The following is a 20,154-nucleotide window of genomic DNA, read 5'->3' on the forward strand; positions in this document are numbered from 1 at the left end:
CCGTTTAAATCCTGGAAGATTTTTGACCTGAACTGTGTAAAAATGAGCAAGCTCACTTTTCGTAGGGTGAATAAAAGGAGAAAAATTGATGAGTACCGATCTGAAGTTTTCGCTGTTTACCACCATTGTTGTTCTTGCTCTGATTGTTGCCGGTGGTTTAACCGCTGCACTGCACTGATTCAGGCGGAGGGAGAACTTTCTCCCTCTCTTGCCGCTATTGTTACCTCTCCGGCAAAAATCTTTTGCCAAAATGTTAACTTCTCATTTTTTGTGATTGATGTCATGCTTTTGACTTCTTAGTTCTGTGCCGGGTTATGGCACGGTATCCGGAGTCTCTTCATGAAAATCAATTTTCCCCTGCTGGCCCTGGCGATTGGCGCCTTTGGGATTGGCACCACTGAATTCTCCCCTATGGGGTTATTGCCTGTTATCGCCCGGGGTGTGGACGTCTCAATTCCTGCGGCCGGTATGTTAATTAGCGCCTACGCGATTGGCGTGATGGTGGGCGCGCCGCTGATGACGCTGCTGCTTTCCCACCGCGCTCGCCGCAATGCGCTGATTTTCCTGATGGCGATTTTCACTCTCGGAAATGTGCTTTCCGCGATTTCGCCCGATTACACCACTCTGATGCTTTCGCGCATTCTGACCAGCCTCAACCATGGCGCCTTCTTCGGACTGGGCTCGGTTGTTGCCGCCAGCGTGGTGCCAAAACATAAGCAGGCCAGCGCGGTAGCCACTATGTTCATGGGCCTCACCATCGCTAATATCGGCGGCGTTCCCGCTGCCACCTGGCTGGGAGAAGCCATCGGCTGGCGTATGTCTTTCCTCGCAACCGCCGGACTGGGCGTGGTCGCGATGGTTGCGCTGTTCTTCTCACTGCCGAAAGGAAGTGCGGGAGAACGTCCGGAAGTACGTAAAGAGCTGGCGGTGCTGATGCGTCCTCAGGTGTTGTCCGCGCTGCTCACCACGGTACTGGGGGCCGGGGCGATGTTTACGCTCTACACCTATATCTCCCCGGTGCTGCACGACATTACCCACGCAACGCCACTCTTTGTTACCGCGATGCTGGTGCTGATTGGTGTCGGGTTCTCGATTGGCAACTATCTCGGCGGGAAATTTGCCGACCGCTCCGTCAGTGGAACACTGAAAGGTTTTTTAACGCTGCTGATTGTCATCATGGTGGCGATTCCGTGGCTGGCGCGTAACGAAGTGGGTGCCGCGATTGCCATGGTGGTGTGGGGCGCCGCAACCTTTGCCGTGGTGCCACCGTTGCAGATGCGTGTAATGCGCGTTGCGCACGAAGCGCCGGGGCTCTCTTCGTCGGTGAATATCGGTGCGTTTAACCTGGGCAATGCGCTGGGGGCCGCAGCGGGCGGGGCGGTGATCTCAGGTGGTTTGGGTTACAGCTTTGTGCCGGTGATGGGGGCGATCATTGCTGCACTCGGCCTGCTGCTGGTGATGATGTCTGGTCGTAAACAGCCTGAAGCGGTGTGTACGGCGGAATAAACAAAAACGCAGAAGGGCTGCCCCTTCTGCGTGTCTCTTACGCGGCGAAGTTCTTCGCAACAAATTCCCAGTTAACCAGTGCCCAGAAGTGTTCCAGGTAGTTCGGGCGCGCATTACGGTAATCAATGTAATAGGCGTGTTCCCATACGTCCACGGTCATCAGCGGCGTGGCGCTGGTGGTCAGAGGGGTACCCGCATTAGAAGTGGAAACGATAGCCAGTTTGCCATCAGCCTCTTTGACCAGCCAGGTCCAGCCGGAGCCAAAGTTTTTAACGGCTGCGTCAGTAAACTTCGTTTTAAAATCCGCGAAACTGCCGAACGCGGCGTTAATCGCTGCCGCCAGCTCACCGGTAGGTTCTCCGCCTGCATTGGGGGCCAGGCAGTGCCAGTAGAAGGTGTGGTTCCACACCTGTGCGGCGTTGTTGAATACGCCGCCGTCTGAACTGCGCACGATCTCTTCCAGCGTTTTGCCTTCAAAATCGGTGCCCTTGATCAGATTGTTCAGGTTGGTGACATAGGTCTGGTGATGCTTGCCGTAATGGTACTCCAGGGTTTCCGCGGAAATGTGCGGGACCAGGGCGTCTTTTGCATACGGTAGTGCAGGTAATTCGAACGACATTGCTTCTCTCCTTATAGTTTTATACGTTGCCAATAACCCTACAGATAACAAGGACAGAATAGCAAATTGAAAGGGTATGCAAAAGAGGAACTTACCCTGCCATGGAGGCGGCAGGGCAGGGTTTAGCGAATGGTTTTTGGCGTCATCACGCGGCGCGCACCCACATAGTGGCGCACCCAATAATCTTCGCTGAGAGAGGTGATCTGAATGTCCTGACCGCTGCGCGGTGACTGGATAAATTTACCGTTACCCACATACACCCCAACGTGATCGGCCGTACCGCGTCCCTGGGTGCGGAAGAACACCAGGTCGCCATTTTGCAGTTCGCCACGGTTTACAGGCGCGGCGTCGCGCAGATGGTACATCTCATTGGCGGTGCGTGGAATGCGAAACTTCACCAGATCTTTATAGGCATAATAAACCAGCCCACTACAGTCAAAACCGGTGCGCGGAGAGGTGCCACCCCAGCGATACGGTTTACCTATTTGCCCCATCAGTTTGTTCATCGCCGTTTTTTGCGCTTTCTGCATACGCGCTTTATGCACGTCAGCCAGCTTCGTCACTTTTGCGCATTTCGTTTTATGGCCTTTGCGCACGGTGCATTTTTCATTCACCAGGCTGGCGGTCGTGCGGGTGGTTTTGTGCGTGCCGGAACGGAGAGTTTTGGGTTTACTGGAGGCGGTCTTTTTGGTCTGAGCGGTGGTTTTCTTCTTTACTGTTTTACTGGTGGTTTTTTTCTTACGTTCTGTGGTTTTTGCCAGATGCGATTTTTGTACAGCAGAATGCCGCGCCTGTTCAGAGGCGTTCGCCGCTGGCGTAAATGAGAGTGTGGTAAACAGTAAAGCACAGAGCGTCATCGAGATTTTAGTTATCCGCGCCACTGGGCAGTCCCCTGATAAATGCAGGCCACAATGCATACCCGCGTGAGATTTACAAAACCTGTCGATTCTAATCCATAAAATCAGAAGAAGTTAATAGCATTTTTCATTCAAAAATTATGTTTCGTTAGCAAGTGCAAAAAAATTCACCATTCTGACGCACTCCTGTTCGCTCCTTAAGCAAAACCGCACCCCGTCTGGGGATAAACGACATTAGCAATGCAACTTTATGCGATAAGCGATAAAATAATTAGACGTGACAAAAATGTTATTTTCCGATGTCGGCCTGACCCGCTACAATGTCAGACTGATGCCGTAACAGAAGTTAAAGGAAGCAAGACATGAGCACCACTATTGAAAAAATTCAGCGCCAGATCGCTGAAAACCCGATTCTCCTGTACATGAAAGGTTCTCCGAAGCTGCCAAGCTGCGGCTTCTCCGCGCAAGCGGTTCAGGCGCTGTCCGCCTGTGGTGAGCGTTTTGCTTACGTTGATATCCTGCAAAACCCGGACATTCGTGCTGAACTGCCAAAATACGCCAACTGGCCGACCTTCCCACAGCTGTGGGTTGATGGTGAACTGGTCGGTGGATGCGACATCCTGATTGAAATGTATCAGCGCGGCGAACTGCAACAGCTGATCAAAGAGACTGCGGCGAAGTATAAAACCGAAGAGCCGGACGCAGAGTAAGTTTTCTGCGGATATAAAAAAGCGACCACATTATGTTGGTCGCTTTTTTTTGCCTGTGGGGCTATTGATTACCCAACCTACGATTGAAGATCGGCCTCGTCGCCCATCGGCAGCGGCCAGCCGCCGAGACGTTTCCAGCGGTTGACGATCTCACAGAACAGCTCCGCCGTACGCTCGGTGTCGTATAACGCGGAATGCGCCTGGGTGCCGTCAAACGCAATACCCGCCGTGATGCAGGCTTTAGAGAGCACGGTTTGCCCCAGCGCCAGGCCGCTCAGCGCGGCGGTGTCGAAGGTCACAAACGGATGGAATGGATTACGCTTGAGCGAGGCACGCTCGGCGGCAGCCATAGTGAAGCTGTGATCAAAGGTGGCATTGTGGGCCACCATGATGGCGCGGCTACAGTCATTCTCTTTCATGCCTTTGCGCACCATTTTGAAAATGGCGTGCAGCGCCTCGTATTCGCTTACCGCCCCGCGCAGCGGGTTTGTCGGATCGATACCGTTAAAGGCCAGCGCCTCTGGCTGTAAGTTTGCCCCTTCAAAGGGTTCAACGTGGAAATGCAGCGTGGTGTCCGGTACAAGCCAGCCCTGTTCATCCATCTTCAGCGTGATGGCGGCAATCTCAAGCAGCGCATCGGTTTTAGCGTTAAATCCGGCTGTTTCTACATCAATGACAACGGGATAAAAACCACGAAAACGGTCGCACAGACCGGTAAATTGAGCGTTATCGGACATCAGGGTCTCTTACAAGGGGGAAAAAGCAGTGCGCATTATGGCAAATTTTGAGAGGGGATGCAGCAAAACAACGGGCGCATAGTGCGCCCTGCGGGATCAATTGCCCAGACCGCGACCAGCGTCTTTGGCTTCAATCAGTTCGATTTTATAACCGTCCGGATCTTCCACAAACGCAATTACGGTGGTACCGCCTTTAACCGGACCGGCTTCACGGGTGACGTTACCGCCATTGCTGCGGATACGTTCGCAGGCTGCGGCGGCGTTATCCACTTCCAGCGCGATGTGGCCGTAAGCCGTACCCAGCTCGTAGCTGTCCACGCCCCAGTTGTAGGTCAGCTCGATGACCGCTTCATCAGATTCCGGGCCGTAACCGGCAAACGCCAGGGAGTATTTATATTCCGGATTTTCGCTGGTGCGCAGCAGCTTCATGCCCAGAACGTTAGTGTAGAAATCGATGGAACGTTGCAGGTCGCCAACGCGCAGCATGGTGTGAAGTAGGCGCATAATTTCCTCATTAACCAGTGGAATGGATTATCTTTTTGAACAGAAACGATGTTTTAGTATAGCGGCGAAAGGTCGCCGCTATCAATGTACAAAGCGGGATTACAGTGAAGGGTAGTCGGTATAACCTTCCGCGCCGCCGCCATAGAAGCTTTCAGGACGCTGCGGGTTCAGTTCGGCTTTCTTCTGCAAACGGGCAACCAGATCCGGGTTAGCAATGTAGTCACGGCCAAAGGCCACGGCGTCGATCAGGCCTTTACCGATCAAATCCTCGGCTTTCTCTGCCGTATACGCACCCGCCCCGATAATCACGCCGTGGAAGCGCTCGCGCACTTTCTGACGGAAGGCTTCACTGTAAGGCTTGCCGCCTGCCCAGTCCGGCTCGGACATGTGCAGATAGGCGATACCGCGTTTCGCCAGCTCTTCAATCAGATACAGCGCGTCTGCTTCTTCGTTCGGACCGTTGTCGACGTTCTGGAAAGTACCGATCGGGGAGACACGAATACCAATGCGGTCTGCGCTCCACTCATTACAGACAGCATCCACCACTTCAAGCACCAGACGCGCGCGGTTTTCAACGCTGCCGCCGTACTGGTCGGTACGCTGGTTGGAAGACGGGGACAGGAACTGATGCAGCAGGTAACCGTGCGCAGAGTGAAGCTCAACCAGGTCGAAGCCCGCTTCCCGGGCGTTGGCGACGGCCTGACGGAAATCATTCACGATACCCGGGATCTCGTCCAGCTCCAGCGCGCGTGGCGTGGTGGTGTCGACGCGGATCGCATTACCGTTTTCATCGCGCAGGGAAGTGCGGGTATTGGCGTTCAGGGCAGAGGCAGAAACCGGCGCCTGACCGCCAGGCTGGATGCTGCTGTGTGAGATACGACCGGTGTGCCACAGCTGAACCGCAATACGGCCATCTTCAGCATGCACGCCTGCGGTGATTTTTTTCCACGCGGCGATCTGTTCCGGGCTGTGCAGACCCGGTGCACCGGCGTAGCCTTTTGCCTGGGCAGAAATCTGCGTGGCTTCGGAGATAATCAGGCCCGAGCTGGCGCGCTGACGGTAATACTCACCCATCAATGGCGTTGGGATATCGCCCGGCTCGATGCTGCGCAGACGGGTAAGTGGGGCCATAAACACGCGGTTTGGGGCAGTAACGGCACCCACTTTCAGTGGGGTAAACAGCTTTTCAGCGGACATAACGGCTCCTGAGTAGACCAGTCGACTAGTAAAAGGGTAAATAAAAACGCCGGCTACACGCCAGGCGCGGTAATACAGTTTTTCACATGCGCCAGCGCGCTTTCGAGCGGCACGGCGCTGCGAGACATTTTTGCTTGCAGGTTGGCGCCTAACCAGAGGGAATAGAGCACCTGTGCCTGCGTGAGCGGATCGCCGGAGAAGGAGAGCGTTTTTTCATTGCGCCCGCTCTCCAGCGCCTGAGCCAACAGGGCAATAACGCCGCTGGCCCCTTTATCCATTGCGGTGCGCATATCTTCGGAGAGATCGCACACTTCGGCAGACAGTTTTACCGTCAGGCAGCCGCTGATGATGCCCTGCTGACAGAACTGCGTCAGCGTTTCCTGATAGTAGTTCAGAACACGATCCCGGTAGTCACCTTCACCGCTGGCGAAGTGGGTTGCCAGGCGCTGATGGTAGCTGGCGTAGTGCCGCTCCAGCATGGCAACGCCAAACGCCTCTTTGGATCGAAAATAGTGATAAAACGATCCCTTAGGTACTTCAGCGGTTTTTAACAACTCGCTCAGCCCCATACCGGTAAACCCGCGATGCATGCAAAGGCGCTCGCCGGTAGCCAGCAAATGTTCTCGTGTATCGTGTTCAGTGTGTCTGCTCATGCCCTTACTCTAATAGACCGTTCGGTCTAATGCAAGCCCGCTTAGCGACGACATTGCGACAGAATATCCAGCTGCGGCTGATAAACCGCAGATTTCACGTCCATCATGCCCAGAACGGTGGCGAATAAATTGTCCTGTGAAACCGCCTCTTTTGCGGCATGGTCACGCAGGCAATCCGTGTTTACGCCGAAGTTTTTCGCATAATCCGGGGAGAGCCAGAACATAAACGGAATATGCGTTTGCTGCTCCGGGGCCAGCATATACGGCGTACCGTGCAGGTAAATTCCGCTCTCACCCAGCGATTCACCGTGATCGGAGAGGTAAATGAGCGCCGTGTTCATGTTGGCCTGCCGGGCTTTCAGCGCGTCGATGGTTCGGCTGACGACGCTGTCGGTATACAGAATCGTGTTGTCATAGGTATTGATCAGCGACTGATGATCGCAATCCTGAATTTCATTGGTATCGCAGGTTGGGGTGAACTTGCGAAAGCTGTCCGGATAACGGTTGTAGTAGGCCGGACCGTGGCTGCCCATCAGATGAATAACCAGAACCGTATCCTGCTTTATTCCATCCAGTACGTTGTCCAGACGGTAGAGGTTGACGTCGTCGATACAGGATTTGTCCTTACAGAACTGATCCAGTTTCCACTGGGTCATGTCCGTGTGCAGCACGCGGTCGCAGGCGCCTTTACACCCGCCGTCGTTGTCGCGCCACAGCAGGTTGAAACCGGCATGGTTAAGTACATCGAGCAGACCTTCCTGGTGATGGGCGAGGTCCGCGTCATATTTTTTCCGCGTCATGCCGGAGAACATGCAGGGGACGGAAACGGCGGTTTCCGTGCCACAGGAGGAGGCCTGGGGGAAGTTGATGACATCCTGCTTTTTCAGCTCGGGGTTGGTTTCACGCGGGTAACCATTTAACGAGTAGTTTGCGGCGCGGGAGGCTTCGCCCACCACCACAATCAGCACGGTTTTCTTGCGTTGGCTGGAAATCAGCGCGCCTTTATGAGCATCCTCGCCAATGCGGACCAGCGTCTGGTCGCCGGCAAACCAGCGCATTTTGCTGTATTTCACCACGGCGCTCACGTAATTCGCCGGGGTGACCATTTTGACGATGCTTTTGTTATTGCGGAACAGCGAAGCATAGTCTTTATAAAACACCGCCGCGACCAGGATGATCACCAGCAGCGCACCCAGCATAGCGGCGACACGCGTCAGGAGGGCATACCACCATTTTCCGGTGCGAATGCGCGTCAGGGCTAAAATAATCGATGGAACCAGACCCGCAACGACCAGCCACAGGATCATCTGCGGCGTCACCAGGGCAGTCGCTTCCTGGGAATTAGTTTCGAACACGTTCACAATCATGTTCTGATCGATAACCGTGCCATAGGTATACATAAACCAGGTTGCGGCGGCGCATCCCAGGGTCAGGACAATCATGAGCGGCTTGCGAACAAAGGGAATATTCAGCAGGCTGAAGACAATCACCCAGCCGCAGAACAGCACCAGCGGCACGCTGGCAGCAAACAGGAGATCGTGCAGATGCGCAGGCGCAATGATTGACCAGCTGCGCTGGATAAACAGTGCATTCAGTACGGTGAAGAAAAGTGCACAGCCCAGAGTAAATTTTATATCGTTACAGTGTAACTTTTTAGTGAACCACATGATGACCAGACCATTCGTTATATCAATGCGGCGAGTATAAGAAGGGAAGATTAGCGAAACCTTAATGCTCTGTTTGTGGCGGACATCCTTGCATGCAAGCCATTTAGGGTCTTCACTGTAGGGAATAATGACGTTCTGGAGGTAGGTGTGGCAGAGCAACTGGAGTTTTTCCCTGTCCAGAGCCCGTGCCGGGGTATTTGCCAGGTAGATGAACGAGGATACTGTCGTGGCTGCATGCGCACGCGCGATGAACGTTTTAACTGGCAAAATTTCAGCGACGCGCAAAAGCAGGAGGTCTTACGGCTCTGTCGACAGCGTCTGCTGCGTAAAATTCGTGCAAACAAAGCGGTTGAAAGCGTAGAACCTCAGCAACCTTCACTGTTTTAGCAGGGTAATTGCGTATACTGGTGACATGACTTCCTTGAGGAAAATGTTATGGTTCAGCGTATTACCCTTGCCCCGCAGGGCCCGGAATTCTCCCGATTTGTTATGGGCTACTGGCGCCTTATGGACTGGAATATGTCTCCGGTCCAGCTGGCGGACTTTATAGAAGAGCATCTCGATCTCGGGATCACCACCGTCGATCACGCTGATATTTATGGCGGCTATCAGTGCGAGGCTGCCTTTGGCGAAGCGCTGAAGCGTGCGCCGGCGCTGCGTGAACGTATGGAGATTGTGACCAAATGCGGTATTGCCACCACAGCAAAACCGGAGCATGCGCTTGGGCATTACATCACTGACAGCGCGCATATCGTTAAAAGCGCCGAGCAGTCACTGATTAACCTGGCCACCGATCGTATCGACCTGCTGCTGATCCACCGACCCGATCCGTTGATGGATGCGGATGAGGTCGCGGAAGCCTTCCTGACGCTGCACCAGAGCGGCAAAGTGCGCCATTTTGGCGTGTCTAACTTCACCCCGGCACAGTTTGCGCTATTGCAGTCTCGCCTGCCGTTTACGCTGGCGACGAATCAGGTGGAGATCTCGCCTGTTCATCAGCCGCTGCTGCTGGATGGCACGCTCGACCAACTGCAACAGCTGCGCATCCGTCCAATGGCATGGTCCTGTCTGGGAGGCGGCCGCCTGTTTAACGATGAGGCATTCCAGCCGCTGCGTAACGAGCTTGAAACGGTGGCGCGCGAACTGAATGCGGAGAGTATCGAGCAGGTGGTTTACGCCTGGATCCTGTGCCTGCCGTCTAAACCGCTGCCAATTATTGGCTCCGGCAAAATTGAGCGCGTCCGCGCTGCGCTTGTGGCTGAGGAGCTGGATATGACGCGTCAGCAGTGGTTCCGCATCCGCAAGGCGGCGCTGGGCTACGACGTACCCTGAGCACGCCTGAACCTGACTTTCCGGTGAAATCTGCGCCGCTGGTATAGACTTAAGGTGCAAAAAATAACCCGTGGAGGTCTTATGAAGCGTTTTGCTCTGGCAATGGTCACGCTGGTTGTTTGTGCAGGTGCGCAGGCAGCCAGCGAGGACGTTGAAATGAATCTCGTCACTTCTCAGGGGGTAGGCCAGTCCATCGGGACGGTGAAAATCACCGAAACCGATAAAGGGCTGGAATTTGCTCCCGATCTCAAGGCTCTTCCACCCGGCGAACATGGTTTTCACGTTCATGCCAAAGGCAGCTGTCAACCCGCGATGAAAGAGGGGAAACCAACAGCTGCGGAAGCCGCAGGGGGGCATCTCGACCCGCACAACTCCGGTAAGCATGAAGGCCCGGAAGGGATGGGGCACCTCGGCGATTTGCCGGTGCTGGTGGTAAATAACGATGGTAAAGCCACCGATCCGGTTGTGGCGCCACGACTCAAAAAGCTTGACGAGGTCAAAGGCAAGGCGCTGATGGTCCACGTGGGCGGCGATAACATGTCCGATCAGCCTAAACCGCTTGGCGGCGGCGGGGCGCGCTATGCCTGCGGGGTGATCTGATCGCCAATCGTTCCGGGTGGCGGCGCCTGTTCAAGCTGTGACAGGGAGCAGTGCAGCCGCCAGATAATGGACGCCAGATCGCGGGCCGCAGGCTGATGATGGTGCGCCAGCGCGTCGCAAATACGCTGAAGCTCGGCGAGCGTGACGCTCAGGGGGCGCTGCTGCACCCCGCGCTCGCTCATCACATCTCGGAGCATGGAAATACAGTTATCACGGACCTGCGACAGCGGATCGGAACGCGTCTCCCAGGCGCGCAGTTGCCACACCACGTGCGAACAGTTTAACAGCACCACGCCCCAGCGCAGCAGCCAGCGACGGGAGAGTGAATCCTGGCTGTTGTTCAGCTGGCTGACATGATGGTAAACCAGCGATTCATACTCGCTTTCGCGCAGATGCGGCCTGCGGCTCAGCTGATCGACAAAACCCCTGCGCAACTCCCGAATATGCCTGCGGCTTTTACGCGCGTCCGAGCCCGGGCGTAGCACAGCGAAAGCCAGCCACGCCAGCCCCACGCCGAGGATCTTCGCCAGGTTGTCGTTGAGAAAATCAGCGTAATCGTAAACCGGTGGATTCGTTACAGAGATAAATGAGCCCATAAAAACAATCAACTGACCCCACAGACCGGCCAGTTTAGGCATTTGCAGTTTGAGCAACTGCATGGTGGTTAATAGCGGGAAGAGAAACAGCAGAAATTGCCAGAGGTCGGTTATCTGCACCATCAAACCAAATTTCACCACGAAGCTGAATAGCGACAGCAGTACCAGCGTACGCAGCAGAAGCGTAAGGGAATTAAAGGGGGAAGCGGCGACGGAATAGAGCACGCAGCTGATTGCCGCAAGCGTCAGGGCCGCACTGCCCGCATCCCATTGCGTGGTGATGGCCCATGCGCCCACGGCCGTCAACGCACAAAACGTACGAAAACCGCTCCACAGCGCCTCCATTGCGTCGGTATGGCGCGCCAGAGCAGGACTACCGGGAACGGAAAATTCGGTGACGGGCGTGGCATTCTCGACGGCTTTTAACCAGCGGCTGCTGCGCAGATACAGGCGGCAGAAATAGTTCAGACGCTGCCAGAAGGCACGGTGCCTGTAGTCATATTCATCCGTTGGGGCGAGCGGCGCGATAATGCGGGCCACGGTATAGATATCGGCATCCGGACGCGCAAGAGCGGCGAGCAGCGCCTCGATAATCTCCCGGGTATGGGCTGGCGGTGCAGGCCAGTTCAGCAACATCCGGCGAAGGCTTGAGATCGCGCTCGTCATCCGCAATTGCTGGTGCAGTAAATAGTTCAGAAGCGTGTTCTGGCGACGAAAACGGTAGTGGCTCCAGAAAGCCTGGATGCGCAACAGGTTCATGGTCAGGATCTGGCCGATGACCTTTTCGTGCGCGAGGCGGATGTCATCGCTGCTGTCAGGCTGCCAGAGCAGGCTGGCATGTTCCAGCAAACGTGCGTGCATCGTTTTAAGGGCGGTGATAAGCGTAGTGCCATCTGAGGTACTGGGCAGGATCATCATCATGACGCCTCCGCACAGAATGCCGACCATCACTTCACACACGCGTGCCTGGGCGATATCCCACAGCTCGGTGGTATCCAGCACGTTGACGACCGGAAAGGCGATAATGGCCGCGGTGTAACCCGCCAGCTGAAACGCATAGGCAACGTTATTGGTAAAATGGGCGCAGGCCCAGGTACACAGCCCCAGCCATGCCGACATGCTTAACAGAAAGAGCCAGGGATCGTTCAGGGTATGGCCGGCAAGAAGCAGTGCGGCGGTTGCCCCCAGCAGGCTACCCGCCACGCGCCCGAGGCTTTTGCTGATAACGCCCCCGACGGTAGGGAAGCTGACGACCGCCGCAGAGGTCATCGCCCAGTAAGGCTCATCCAGATTCAGATAATAGGCAACCGTAAGCGCAAGGCACATGGCGATGCCGTTGCGCAGCGCGTAACGCCACTGCGGCCGTGTCGCTTTTATCCACGGCGTATTGCGCCAGGAGAAAGCCCCCAGGTTCATCATCGCGATCCGATGGCGACGGTGCAGGTTGTGCCAGAGACCAGGGTAATGTCTTTCGGCATTTGATCAAACTCGACGCGAACAGGCACCCGCTGAGCCAGGCGCACCCACGGGACGTTGGGTTTGATGTCAGGCACCAGGCCAGAATCGGTTTCCACGCTCTGATCGTATATTGCCCGACCTATGCTGCTAACGTGACCCTGTAACGTTTCTGCGCCGCTGTAAAGCGTGATCCGGGCAGGCGCACCCTCGCGGATATGGCGCAGCTTGGTCTCTTCAAAATAACCTACAACATAGAAAGAGTGGCTATCGACCAGGGCGAAGACCGGCTGGCCTGTGGTGGCGTAATCACCCACACGGGTAGACAGGCTCGTGATCCATCCATCCACCGGGGCTTTGACCACGGTCTGGGTCAGTTGCCACTCGGCCTGTTTCAGCGTTGCCTCTGCAACCTTCAGGCTGGCCTGCATGGCTTTTACATTGATATTGGCGGTATCGAGATCTTCCGCAGAGATGTAATTTCTCGACAGATGGCGGCGGCGTTCGGCTTCGTTATTGGCTTTTGCCAGATCTGATTGAGCTTTTGCGAGCTGCGCCTGGGCATTAAGCACCGCAATGTGGAAAGGGGTCTCATCGATACGGAATAGCACATCGCCCGCATGAACGTACTGGTTGTCCTTCACCAGAAGCGCGCTGATACTGCCGGACACCTGTGGCGTGATGCTGACCTGTTCCGCGCGGATCTTGCCGTCACGCGTCCAGGGCGACTGCATGTAATAATTCCAGAGCCACCAGCCGGCCATCACCGCCAGCGCTAAAACGAAAAGAGTGGAAAAATATTTTAACGTTTTCAATGCTATTCTCACCACACGGTTAACACGGCAAGGCCAAGACAGACGGAGAGGGTAAACAGGGAGAGATCCATTAACATCGGGTGCCAGATTTCACCGGAATACATCCAGTCTCGCAGCAGACGATGCGCAATGAGCCAGATCACAAAACCGACCATCACGGCTTTAAACAGTGGCGGAAAGTAGACCGATGCGCCAACAATCAGATCCTGGAGGGGTAACCCTGCGGAGAAGGAAAACAACGTCACAAGCAGCGATCCTTTGCGGTGGAATGAGGGCCACATTGGCAGATTTCAATGCGATGGCGCATTACCATTCAGTGTAAATCATCCTTTAAGGAATGATGAATACCGTGATTGCATTTGTTTTGGCAATACAAATACTGCAAACTATTCTAAAATCACTATAATCACTTAGCAAGCTAATTATAAGGAGATGAAATTGGAATCGCCATTAGGTTCTGATCTGGCAAGGTTGGTACGCATCTGGCGTGCTCTGATTGACCATCGCCTGAAACCTCTGGAACTCACACAGACGCACTGGGTTACGCTGCATAACATCCATCAGCTTCCGCCCGATCAGTCACAGATCCAACTGGCAAAAGCGATTGGTATTGAGCAGCCGTCTCTGGTGCGTACCCTTGACCAGCTGGAAGAGAAGGGACTCATCTCCCGACAAACCTGCGCCAGCGACCGTCGCGCCAAGCGGATCAAATTGACGGAAAAAGCGGCCCCGATTATCACTGAGATGGAAACCGTCATCAGTAAAACGCGAGGGGAGATCCTGGCCGGTATTTCCCCCGCTGAGCTGGAGATGCTGATCGGACTCATCGCCCGTCTTGAGCAAAACATCCACGATTTACAGTCGCGTGACTGACGTTGTTTACAGGCCTTGCTCGTGCAAGGCCTCTGTCATGATTTGAACACCACTACCCGGTTGCGCCCCGTCTCTTTTGCCTCGTACATGGCTTTATCCGCGCTTTCCACACAGGTTTCAGCGCTGGTTTCCGGCGAGGTAGCGGTGAATACCCCCATACTGATGGTAATCGGTTCCGGAAGATAACCGCCGCTGCTGACATTGTCGAAACCGCTCAATTTGAGACGTATGCGTTCGGCAACCTGTTGCGCAAGATCGGAAGGGGTATTTGTCAGCATGAGCACAAATTCTTCGCCGCCGATCCGCGCCGCGATATCCTGCGGTCGCACTGAATCGGTCAACAGGTTTGAGACAAACTGTAAAACCTTATCCCCCTGCAAATGGCCGTAGCAGTCGTTAATGCGCTTGAAACGGTCCAGATCGCTTACAACCACCGATACCGGGTGCGCCATCGTTGCTGTACTCAGCGCGTGATTTAATGAATCATAGAAATAGCTGCGATTATACAGACGGGTGAGGGGATCGCGGATCGAGTTTTGATAAGATTGCTGGTATTTTACATGCGAGTCACGATACAAATTAAATACGTCGGAAAGTAAGATGAAAATAATGATTAACGTAGCGACGGTTTCGAATAACCGTGCCCGGTACCATGAAATATCTTCAGCGTGTCCGCCTAACAATAGCATGAGCAGGGTGACGATATAACAGACGCATAAAAAATTGCCGCCGACCCAAAACAAATTCCTCACGCGGGTAATGACCATCAACGTGATTAATGTTACTACCCACAGAACAATCAAAATGATATTGATCGCCTGGCTCCACAGAACCATAAACTGTCGGGTTTCATTGTCTACCAGATCCAGTGTGAGCAGCGTGGAATGACTGGAATAGAAAAATGCCAGCCCAAGCATACAGCCGGTAAAAAGCACCGTCCCGGCCACAACGGCGAGATGGGCGCCGCGTGAGAGAGCGGACGTACGCAGGGTATACAGCAAGGCCGAGATGATTATCAGCACCGCCATTAAAAAGTGGCGGAACATATAGAAAATCATGGCGTCATTATAGTTCGCCACGTTGAACTGATAGAGATCAAGCCAGGCCGGGAAGCTGGACAGTGTCCCCACCATCAGTAACGCTGAGCCGGCAAAGGCCAGGGCAATGGGAACAAGATATAATCGCCTTCTGTCGCACCAGTATTTCATTGCCATAAAACAGGCAATAAACAGATGGAACACCAGAAGAAATATCGTCAGCGTAGGGAAAAACAAAGGTGAAAACGAAGGAACCCATTCAACAAGCTTTATAAAAAAACCTTGTAATACGGCAATGATAACAATGCACCCAAGCGCGAAGGCCACAAAGCGGTTCTTTACAAATCGACAGATCGCAAGCATAGAGACTTAAAAAATAAAAAAGAAAAAGAGATTGCGAAGAGTCTAAGGGAGGGAAATAAAAAATACTTTGCGCCCGGACAAGAACAGATGAAATGAATAATTCACTGCGTGAATGTATTGTGCAAATATATTGTTGTGAATGATGATTTTGTTAAATGGATGTGGTCTGAACAGACCACATCCATCAGGATATTAGCGCGGGGAGACGGTGACCTGGCTGCCGTTGCTTGCGAGAACAACACGCTGGCCAGCAGAGAAGCGGGTGTTACCCTGTTTCTGCACAACCATAATGGTGCTGCCATCGTCTTTACGGATTTCCAGCTCAACGCCCTGAGTTTTGTTCATCGCACCCTGAACGCCCTGACCCGCTACGCCGCCTGCAACTGCGCCCGCTGCGGTCGCCAGAGAACGTCCGGTGCCGCCGCCAATGGTATTACCCAGGAAACCACCCAGCACAGCACCACCGATTGCGCCCACCACGTTCGTGTCATCGCCACCCTGAATCTGAACAGGACGGGCATTAACGATAGTACCGTATGTCACGTTCTGTACCTGTTTAGCTTCAGAAGCACTATATACGTCGCCGGAGAGTGAACTGTCATTCACACAACCCGCCAGTGTTAAACCAATCAGCGAAACGCCCAGTACACGTAAAATCATTTGACTCTCCTGTTCACCAAAAAACGCCCGGTTGGGGCATCCGTTATGGCTAAATTATATGGCATTCCTGACCACAGTTCATATCTTTGCATGCCGAATAGATAAATTTTACCCGAACAGGGCTTAACGGGACATAAACAAACATCGCCTGTGCTACAGGTCTGAGATTGTTAAAAATTATTATCACCGCATAGCAAAGCCGCGTTATTTATGATGGAGTGTTTGCACTTAGCCCATGTAACGTAAGGAAAGCGCATGAAATCGGGTCGCTATATCGGTGTGATGTCTGGTACCAGTCTTGACGGTGTGGATGTCGTTCTGGCCGCCATTGATGAAAACATGGTGGCGCAGCAGGCAAGCCTGACCTGGCCAATTCCTGTCTCGTTAAAAGAAGAGATCCTGAACATCTGCCAGGGGCAACAGCTGACGCTTTCCCAACTGGGACAACTGGATGTGCGTCTGGGGGCGCTGTTTGCTGATGCGGTACTGGCCCTGATGCAGCAGGAAAGACTCCACCCGCAGGATATCGTGGCAATAGGCTGCCATGGGCAGACCGTCTGGCATGAACCTGTCGGCGAGGCGCCGCACACGATGCAAATTGGCGATAACAACCAGATTGTGGCAAAAACCGGCGTGACGGTGGTGGGTGATTTCCGTCGTCGCGATATGGCCCTCGGCGGGCAGGGGGCGCCGCTGGTTCCGGCATTTCATCAGGCGCTGCTGGCGCACCCGGTAGAGCGCAGGATGGTCCTGAACATCGGCGGGATCGCCAACCTGTCGATGCTTATTCCCGGGCAGCCCGTGCGGGGGTACGATACCGGACCCGGTAATATGTTGATGGATGCCTGGATCTGGCGTCAGAGCGGTAAAGCCTACGACAAAGACGCGCAGTGGGCCAGCCAGGGGAAAGTGATCCTTCCCTTGCTGCAAACCCTGTTAAGCGATCCTTTCTTTGCTCTGCCCGCGCCGAAAAGCACGGGGCGGGAATATTTCAACTACGGCTGGCTTGAACGTCAGCTGGCGCGCTTCCCCGGCCTTGCGCCTCAGGATGTGCAGGCTACGCTGACGGAGCTCACCGCGGTGTCGATCTCTGAACAGGTGTTGCTGAGCGGCGGATGTGAGCGCTTGCTGGTATGCGGAGGCGGAAGCCGCAACCCGCTGGTGATGGCACGCCTCGCCGCCTTGCTGCCGGGCACCGAAGTCACGACCACTGATGAAGCCGGGATCAGCGGAGACGATATGGAAGCGCTGGCCTTCGCCTGGCTTGCCTGGCGTACGGTTGCCGGTCTGCCGGGGAATTTACCCTCCGTAACCGGTGCGCGGGAGGCGAGCGTCCTTGGGGCCATTTTCCCCGCAAACCCGCGCCATAATCAGAGTTAACTGAAATTCAGCGGGAGGCGTAACCCGTAAAATAGGGAAAAACAGGAGGGCGGTTAGGCCCTCCAGGACCAGGATAGTCTTCGGAATCTGCCCATGAAAAAACTTCTTCTCATTGCTGTACCTTTTCTTATGACCGGATGCAGCGTCTATAACCAGTTCGTTGAGCGTATGCAAACCGATACGCTGGAATATCGTTGTGATGAAAAACCGCTGACGGTGAAGCTGAACAACCCGCATCAGGAAGCCAGCTTTGTTTATGACAATAAGTTGTTAACGCTGAAGCAGGGAATGTCGGCCTCCGGTGCGCGCTACTCAGACGGGATCTACGTCTTCTGGTCGAAAGGCGACAGCGCCACCGTCTACAAGCGTGACCGCATTGTGCTGAACAATTGTCAGCTTGAAAATCCGAAGCGTTGAGATTTTTGAAGGGGGCGCGCACAATAGCGCCACCCAATCTCACTTTCAGCTAACGCCATGTCAGATAACGACGAACTACAGCAAATTGCGCATCTGCGCCGTGAATACACCAAAGGCGGTCTGCGCCGCCAGGATCTTCCCGCCGAACCGCTGGTGCTTTTTGAACGCTGGCTGAAGCAGGCCTGCGAAGCGAAACTGGCTGACCCGACGGCAATGGTCGTTGCCACGGTTGATGAAAATGGTCAGCCGTATCAACGCATCGTTCTTCTCAAGCATTATGACGAGAAAGGGCTGGTGTTCTACACCAACCTTGGCAGTCGTAAAGCGCATCACCTGGAAAATAATCCGCGTATTAGCCTGCTCTTCCCGTGGCATATGCTGGAGCGCCAGGTGATGGTCACCGGCAAGGCGGAGCGCCTCTCTACGCTCGAAGTGGTAAAATATTTCCACAGCCGCCCGCGCGACAGTCAGATCGGCGCCTGGGTCTCTAAACAGTCCAGCCGAATCTCAGCCCGCGGCGTGCTGGAGAGTAAATTCCTCGAACTCAAACAGAAGTTTCAGCAGGGTGAAGTACCGCTGCCGAGTTTCTGGGGCGGGTTCCGCATCCCCATTGAACAGATTGAGTTCTGGCAGGGCGGTGAACACCGTCTCCACGACCGCTTTTTATACCAGCGCGACAACGGTGGCTGGAAAATCGACAGACTGGCCCCGTAATCCCCAAAATTTGTTGATTTAAGCGCTAGCGCACACCGCGCTGGCGCTTTATTCTATGGTCCTTTCGCATCAGGCGAAAAGTCGTGTACCGGCAAAGGTGCAGTCGTTTATACATGGAGAATTTGATGGCAAGCAGTAACTTGATTAAACAATTGCAAGAGCGGGGCCTCGTGGCCCAGGTGACGGACGAGGAAGCGTTAGCAGAGCGACTGGCGCAAGGCCCGATCGCGCTCTATTGCGGCTTCGATCCCACCGCTGACAGCTTGCATTTGGGGCATCTTGTTCCATTGTTATGCCTGAAACGCTTCCAGATGGCCGGCCATAAGCCTGTCGCACTGGTTGGCGGCGCGACCGGTCTGATTGGCGACCCAAGTTTCAAAGCCGCTGAGCGTAAGCTGAATACCGAAGACACCGTGCAGGAGTGGGTGGATAAGATCCGTAAACAGGTTGCACCGTTCCTGGATTTCGACTGCGGTGACAACTCTGCGATTGCGGCGAACAACTACGACTGGTTTGGTGGCATGAACGTGCTGACGTTCCTGCGTGACATCGGCAAACACTTCTCTGTTAACCAGATGATTAACAAAGAAGCAGTGAAGCAGCGTCTTAACCGTGACGATCAGGGTATTTCTTTCACCGAATTCTCCTACAACCTGTTGCAGGGGTATGACTTCGCCTGCCTGAACAAACTGCACGGCGTCTCTCTGCAAATTGGCGGTTCCGACCAGTGGGGTAACATCACCTCCGGTATCGATCTGACCCGTCGCCTCCACCAGAATCAGGTGTTTGGTCTGACCGTGCCGTTGATCACCAAAGCCGACGGTACCAAGTTCGGTAAGACCGAAGGCGGCGCGGTATGGCTGGATCCGAAGAAAACCAGCCCGTACAAGTTCTACCAGTTCTGGATCAACACGGCGGATGCCGACGTTTATCGCTTCCTGAAGTTCTTCACCTTTATGGATATCGAAGAAATCAATGCGCTGGAAGAAGAAGACAAGAACAGCGGTAAAGCACCACGCGCCCAGTACGTGCTGGCGGACGAAGTGACTAAACTGGTTCACGGCGAAGAAGGTCTGGCGGCGGCGAAGCGCATTACGGCTAGCCTGTTCAACGGAACCCTGAGCGATTTAAGCGAAGCGGATTTCGAACAGCTGGCGCAGGATGGCGTGCCGATGGTTGAGATGGAAAAAGGCGCCGATCTGATGCAGGCGCTGGTGGACTCCGAGCTCCAGCCGTCTCGCGGTCAGGCGCGTAAAACCATCGCCTCTAACGCGATCACCATTAATGGCGAAAAACAGGCCGATCCGGAATACACCTTTACCGAGAACGACCGTCTCTATGGTCGCTACACGCTGCTGCGTCGCGGTAAGAAAAATTACTGCCTGGTCTGCTGGAAGTAATTAAAAGTATGCAGGGGCGTGGGAAACCACGCCCCTTTTGTTTTGACAGGGTTTGGTAAGTA

Annotated in this window: 23 protein-coding genes; 11 read left to right on the top strand and 12 right to left on the bottom strand. The window is 54.4% G+C overall.

Annotation, left to right across the window (positions count from 1 at the left end):
* The first annotated feature begins 88 nt into the window (after window positions 1-88).
* Complete coding sequence (cydH, locus tag O1721_RS13890) at window positions 89-178, top strand: cytochrome bd-I oxidase subunit CydH (protein WP_003857632.1); 90 nt, start codon at window positions 89-91, stop codon at window positions 176-178.
* 161 nt (window positions 179-339) lie between these two features.
* Window positions 340-1,506 carry an MFS transporter gene (locus tag O1721_RS13895; protein ID WP_017384607.1) on the top strand — a complete coding sequence of 389 codons (1,167 nt, stop codon included), beginning with the start codon at window positions 340-342 and terminating at the stop codon, window positions 1,504-1,506.
* A 37-nt stretch (window positions 1,507-1,543) separates the two neighbouring features.
* Here O1721_RS13895 and sodB read toward each other — a convergent pair whose 3' ends face one another.
* Window positions 1,544-2,125 carry a superoxide dismutase [Fe] gene (gene sodB, locus O1721_RS13900; RefSeq protein WP_032648117.1) on the bottom strand — a complete coding sequence of 194 codons (582 nt, stop codon included), beginning with the start codon at window positions 2,123-2,125 and terminating at the stop codon, window positions 1,544-1,546.
* Window positions 2,126-2,247: 122 nt separating this feature from the next.
* Window positions 2,248-3,006, bottom strand: a complete 759-nt coding sequence (locus O1721_RS13905) for a C40 family peptidase (protein WP_017384605.1) — start codon at window positions 3,004-3,006, stop codon at window positions 2,248-2,250.
* A gap of 338 nt (window positions 3,007-3,344) precedes the next feature.
* Here O1721_RS13905 and grxD point away from each other — a divergent pair, with 338 nt between their 5' ends.
* Window positions 3,345-3,692 carry a monothiol glutaredoxin 4 gene (gene grxD, locus O1721_RS13910; RefSeq protein ID WP_003832760.1) on the top strand — a complete coding sequence of 116 codons (348 nt, stop codon included), beginning with the start codon at window positions 3,345-3,347 and terminating at the stop codon, window positions 3,690-3,692.
* Window positions 3,693-3,769: 77 nt separating this feature from the next.
* On the opposite strand, the gene rnt is transcribed toward grxD, so the two are convergent.
* The 5 genes from rnt to eptA all read right to left on the bottom strand — a co-directional run bounded on the left by rnt (window position 3,770) and on the right by eptA (window position 8,450).
* Complete coding sequence (gene rnt / locus O1721_RS13915; RefSeq protein WP_003857625.1) at window positions 3,770-4,429, bottom strand: ribonuclease T; 660 nt, start codon at window positions 4,427-4,429, stop codon at window positions 3,770-3,772.
* Window positions 4,430-4,525: 96 nt separating this feature from the next.
* On the bottom strand, window positions 4,526-4,933 hold the full coding sequence (gene gloA / locus O1721_RS13920; RefSeq protein WP_032648120.1) for a lactoylglutathione lyase: 408 nt from the start codon (window positions 4,931-4,933) through the stop codon (window positions 4,526-4,528).
* Window positions 4,934-5,032: 99 nt separating this feature from the next.
* Window positions 5,033-6,130 (bottom strand): alkene reductase, encoded by a 1,098-nt coding sequence (gene nemA / locus O1721_RS13925; protein WP_023299948.1) that lies wholly within the window; start codon window positions 6,128-6,130, stop codon window positions 5,033-5,035.
* 53 nt (window positions 6,131-6,183) lie between these two features.
* Window positions 6,184-6,783 (bottom strand): TetR/AcrR family transcriptional regulator, encoded by a 600-nt coding sequence (locus tag O1721_RS13930; protein WP_017384602.1) that lies wholly within the window; start codon window positions 6,781-6,783, stop codon window positions 6,184-6,186.
* 41 nt (window positions 6,784-6,824) lie between these two features.
* Window positions 6,825-8,450: a phosphoethanolamine transferase EptA gene (gene eptA, locus O1721_RS13935; protein WP_032648122.1), complete on the bottom strand. Its 1,626-nt coding sequence runs from the start codon at window positions 8,448-8,450 to the stop codon at window positions 6,825-6,827.
* A 147-nt stretch (window positions 8,451-8,597) separates the two neighbouring features.
* On the opposite strand from eptA, the gene O1721_RS13940 reads away from it, so the two are divergent.
* From O1721_RS13940 to sodC, 3 genes are all read left to right on the top strand, one after another.
* Window positions 8,598-8,837, top strand: a complete 240-nt coding sequence (locus O1721_RS13940; RefSeq protein WP_032619785.1) for a DUF1289 domain-containing protein — start codon at window positions 8,598-8,600, stop codon at window positions 8,835-8,837.
* 48 nt (window positions 8,838-8,885) lie between these two features.
* Window positions 8,886-9,782 (top strand): aldo/keto reductase, encoded by an 897-nt coding sequence (locus tag O1721_RS13945; protein WP_017693550.1) that lies wholly within the window; start codon window positions 8,886-8,888, stop codon window positions 9,780-9,782.
* Between the two features lie 81 nt (window positions 9,783-9,863).
* Window positions 9,864-10,382 carry a superoxide dismutase [Cu-Zn] SodC gene (sodC, locus tag O1721_RS13950; protein WP_023303563.1) on the top strand — a complete coding sequence of 173 codons (519 nt, stop codon included), beginning with the start codon at window positions 9,864-9,866 and terminating at the stop codon, window positions 10,380-10,382.
* Here sodC and O1721_RS13955 read toward each other — a convergent pair.
* From O1721_RS13955 to O1721_RS13965, 3 genes are read right to left on the bottom strand one after another with little or no spacing between them, the layout of a single operon-like run.
* Window positions 10,361-12,394, bottom strand: coding sequence for an FUSC family protein (locus O1721_RS13955; protein WP_026080711.1), 2,034 nt, complete (start codon window positions 12,392-12,394; stop codon window positions 10,361-10,363). The genes sodC and O1721_RS13955 overlap by 22 nt on opposite strands.
* Window positions 12,394-13,254 (bottom strand): efflux RND transporter periplasmic adaptor subunit, encoded by an 861-nt coding sequence (locus tag O1721_RS13960; protein ID WP_479953886.1) that lies wholly within the window; start codon window positions 13,252-13,254, stop codon window positions 12,394-12,396. The genes O1721_RS13955 and O1721_RS13960 overlap by 1 nt, the downstream gene beginning before the upstream one ends.
* Before the next feature lie 2 nt (window positions 13,255-13,256).
* A complete protein-coding gene (locus O1721_RS13965; protein ID WP_003857607.1) occupies window positions 13,257-13,493 on the bottom strand; it encodes a DUF1656 domain-containing protein in 237 nt (78 codons plus the stop codon).
* Window positions 13,494-13,680: 187 nt separating this feature from the next.
* Between O1721_RS13965 and slyA the strand changes: the two genes are divergently transcribed.
* On the top strand, window positions 13,681-14,121 hold the full coding sequence (gene slyA, locus O1721_RS13970; RefSeq protein WP_006808997.1) for a transcriptional regulator SlyA: 441 nt from the start codon (window positions 13,681-13,683) through the stop codon (window positions 14,119-14,121).
* A 35-nt stretch (window positions 14,122-14,156) separates the two neighbouring features.
* Here slyA and O1721_RS13975 read toward each other — a convergent pair whose 3' ends face one another.
* Both O1721_RS13975 and slyB read right to left on the bottom strand, forming a co-directional pair.
* Complete coding sequence (locus O1721_RS13975; RefSeq protein WP_032648125.1) at window positions 14,157-15,521, bottom strand: sensor domain-containing diguanylate cyclase; 1,365 nt, start codon at window positions 15,519-15,521, stop codon at window positions 14,157-14,159.
* A 192-nt stretch (window positions 15,522-15,713) separates the two neighbouring features.
* Entirely contained in the window at window positions 15,714-16,181 is a 468-nt protein-coding gene (gene slyB / locus O1721_RS13980; protein WP_003857604.1) for an outer membrane lipoprotein SlyB, read from the bottom strand.
* 255 nt (window positions 16,182-16,436) lie between these two features.
* Between slyB and anmK the strand changes: the two genes are divergently transcribed.
* The 4 genes from anmK to tyrS all read left to right on the top strand — a co-directional run bounded on the left by anmK (window position 16,437) and on the right by tyrS (window position 20,092).
* A complete protein-coding gene (gene anmK / locus O1721_RS13985) occupies window positions 16,437-17,561 on the top strand; it encodes an anhydro-N-acetylmuramic acid kinase (RefSeq protein WP_022650944.1) in 1,125 nt (374 codons plus the stop codon).
* 93 nt (window positions 17,562-17,654) lie between these two features.
* Window positions 17,655-17,978 (top strand): C-type lysozyme inhibitor, encoded by a 324-nt coding sequence (mliC, locus tag O1721_RS13990; RefSeq protein WP_015570672.1) that lies wholly within the window; start codon window positions 17,655-17,657, stop codon window positions 17,976-17,978.
* 57 nt (window positions 17,979-18,035) lie between these two features.
* Window positions 18,036-18,692 (top strand): pyridoxamine 5'-phosphate oxidase, encoded by a 657-nt coding sequence (gene pdxH / locus O1721_RS13995; protein ID WP_032648127.1) that lies wholly within the window; start codon window positions 18,036-18,038, stop codon window positions 18,690-18,692.
* 125 nt (window positions 18,693-18,817) lie between these two features.
* Window positions 18,818-20,092 carry a tyrosine--tRNA ligase gene (gene tyrS / locus O1721_RS14000; protein ID WP_017384594.1) on the top strand — a complete coding sequence of 425 codons (1,275 nt, stop codon included), beginning with the start codon at window positions 18,818-18,820 and terminating at the stop codon, window positions 20,090-20,092.
* The last annotated feature ends 62 nt before the right edge of the window (window positions 20,093-20,154 follow it).

The organism is Enterobacter cloacae complex sp. HYC033_NIDB (assembly GCF_056673335.1).

Coding starts and splice junctions, on each gene's coding strand:
- cydH (WP_003857632.1), top strand. CDS start 89: ATGAGTACCGATCTGAAGTTTTCGCTGTTTACCACCATTGTTGTTCTT.
- O1721_RS13895 (WP_017384607.1), top strand. CDS start 340: ATGAAAATCAATTTTCCCCTGCTGGCCCTGGCGATTGGCGCCTTTGGG.
- sodB (WP_032648117.1), bottom strand. CDS start 2,125: ATGTCGTTCGAATTACCTGCACTACCGTATGCAAAAGACGCCCTGGTC.
- grxD (WP_003832760.1), top strand. CDS start 3,345: ATGAGCACCACTATTGAAAAAATTCAGCGCCAGATCGCTGAAAACCCG.
- rnt (WP_003857625.1), bottom strand. CDS start 4,429: ATGTCCGATAACGCTCAATTTACCGGTCTGTGCGACCGTTTTCGTGGT.
- gloA (WP_032648120.1), bottom strand. CDS start 4,933: ATGCGCCTACTTCACACCATGCTGCGCGTTGGCGACCTGCAACGTTCC.
- nemA (WP_023299948.1), bottom strand. CDS start 6,130: ATGTCCGCTGAAAAGCTGTTTACCCCACTGAAAGTGGGTGCCGTTACT.
- O1721_RS13930 (WP_017384602.1), bottom strand. CDS start 6,783: ATGAGCAGACACACTGAACACGATACACGAGAACATTTGCTGGCTACC.
- eptA (WP_032648122.1), bottom strand. CDS start 8,450: ATGTGGTTCACTAAAAAGTTACACTGTAACGATATAAAATTTACTCTG.
- O1721_RS13945 (WP_017693550.1), top strand. CDS start 8,886: ATGGTTCAGCGTATTACCCTTGCCCCGCAGGGCCCGGAATTCTCCCGA.
- sodC (WP_023303563.1), top strand. CDS start 9,864: ATGAAGCGTTTTGCTCTGGCAATGGTCACGCTGGTTGTTTGTGCAGGT.
- O1721_RS13955 (WP_026080711.1), bottom strand. CDS start 12,394: ATGAACCTGGGGGCTTTCTCCTGGCGCAATACGCCGTGGATAAAAGCG.
- slyA (WP_006808997.1), top strand. CDS start 13,681: ATGAAATTGGAATCGCCATTAGGTTCTGATCTGGCAAGGTTGGTACGC.
- O1721_RS13975 (WP_032648125.1), bottom strand. CDS start 15,521: ATGCTTGCGATCTGTCGATTTGTAAAGAACCGCTTTGTGGCCTTCGCG.
- slyB (WP_003857604.1), bottom strand. CDS start 16,181: ATGATTTTACGTGTACTGGGCGTTTCGCTGATTGGTTTAACACTGGCG.
- anmK (WP_022650944.1), top strand. CDS start 16,437: ATGAAATCGGGTCGCTATATCGGTGTGATGTCTGGTACCAGTCTTGAC.
- mliC (WP_015570672.1), top strand. CDS start 17,655: ATGAAAAAACTTCTTCTCATTGCTGTACCTTTTCTTATGACCGGATGC.
- pdxH (WP_032648127.1), top strand. CDS start 18,036: ATGTCAGATAACGACGAACTACAGCAAATTGCGCATCTGCGCCGTGAA.
- tyrS (WP_017384594.1), top strand. CDS start 18,818: ATGGCAAGCAGTAACTTGATTAAACAATTGCAAGAGCGGGGCCTCGTG.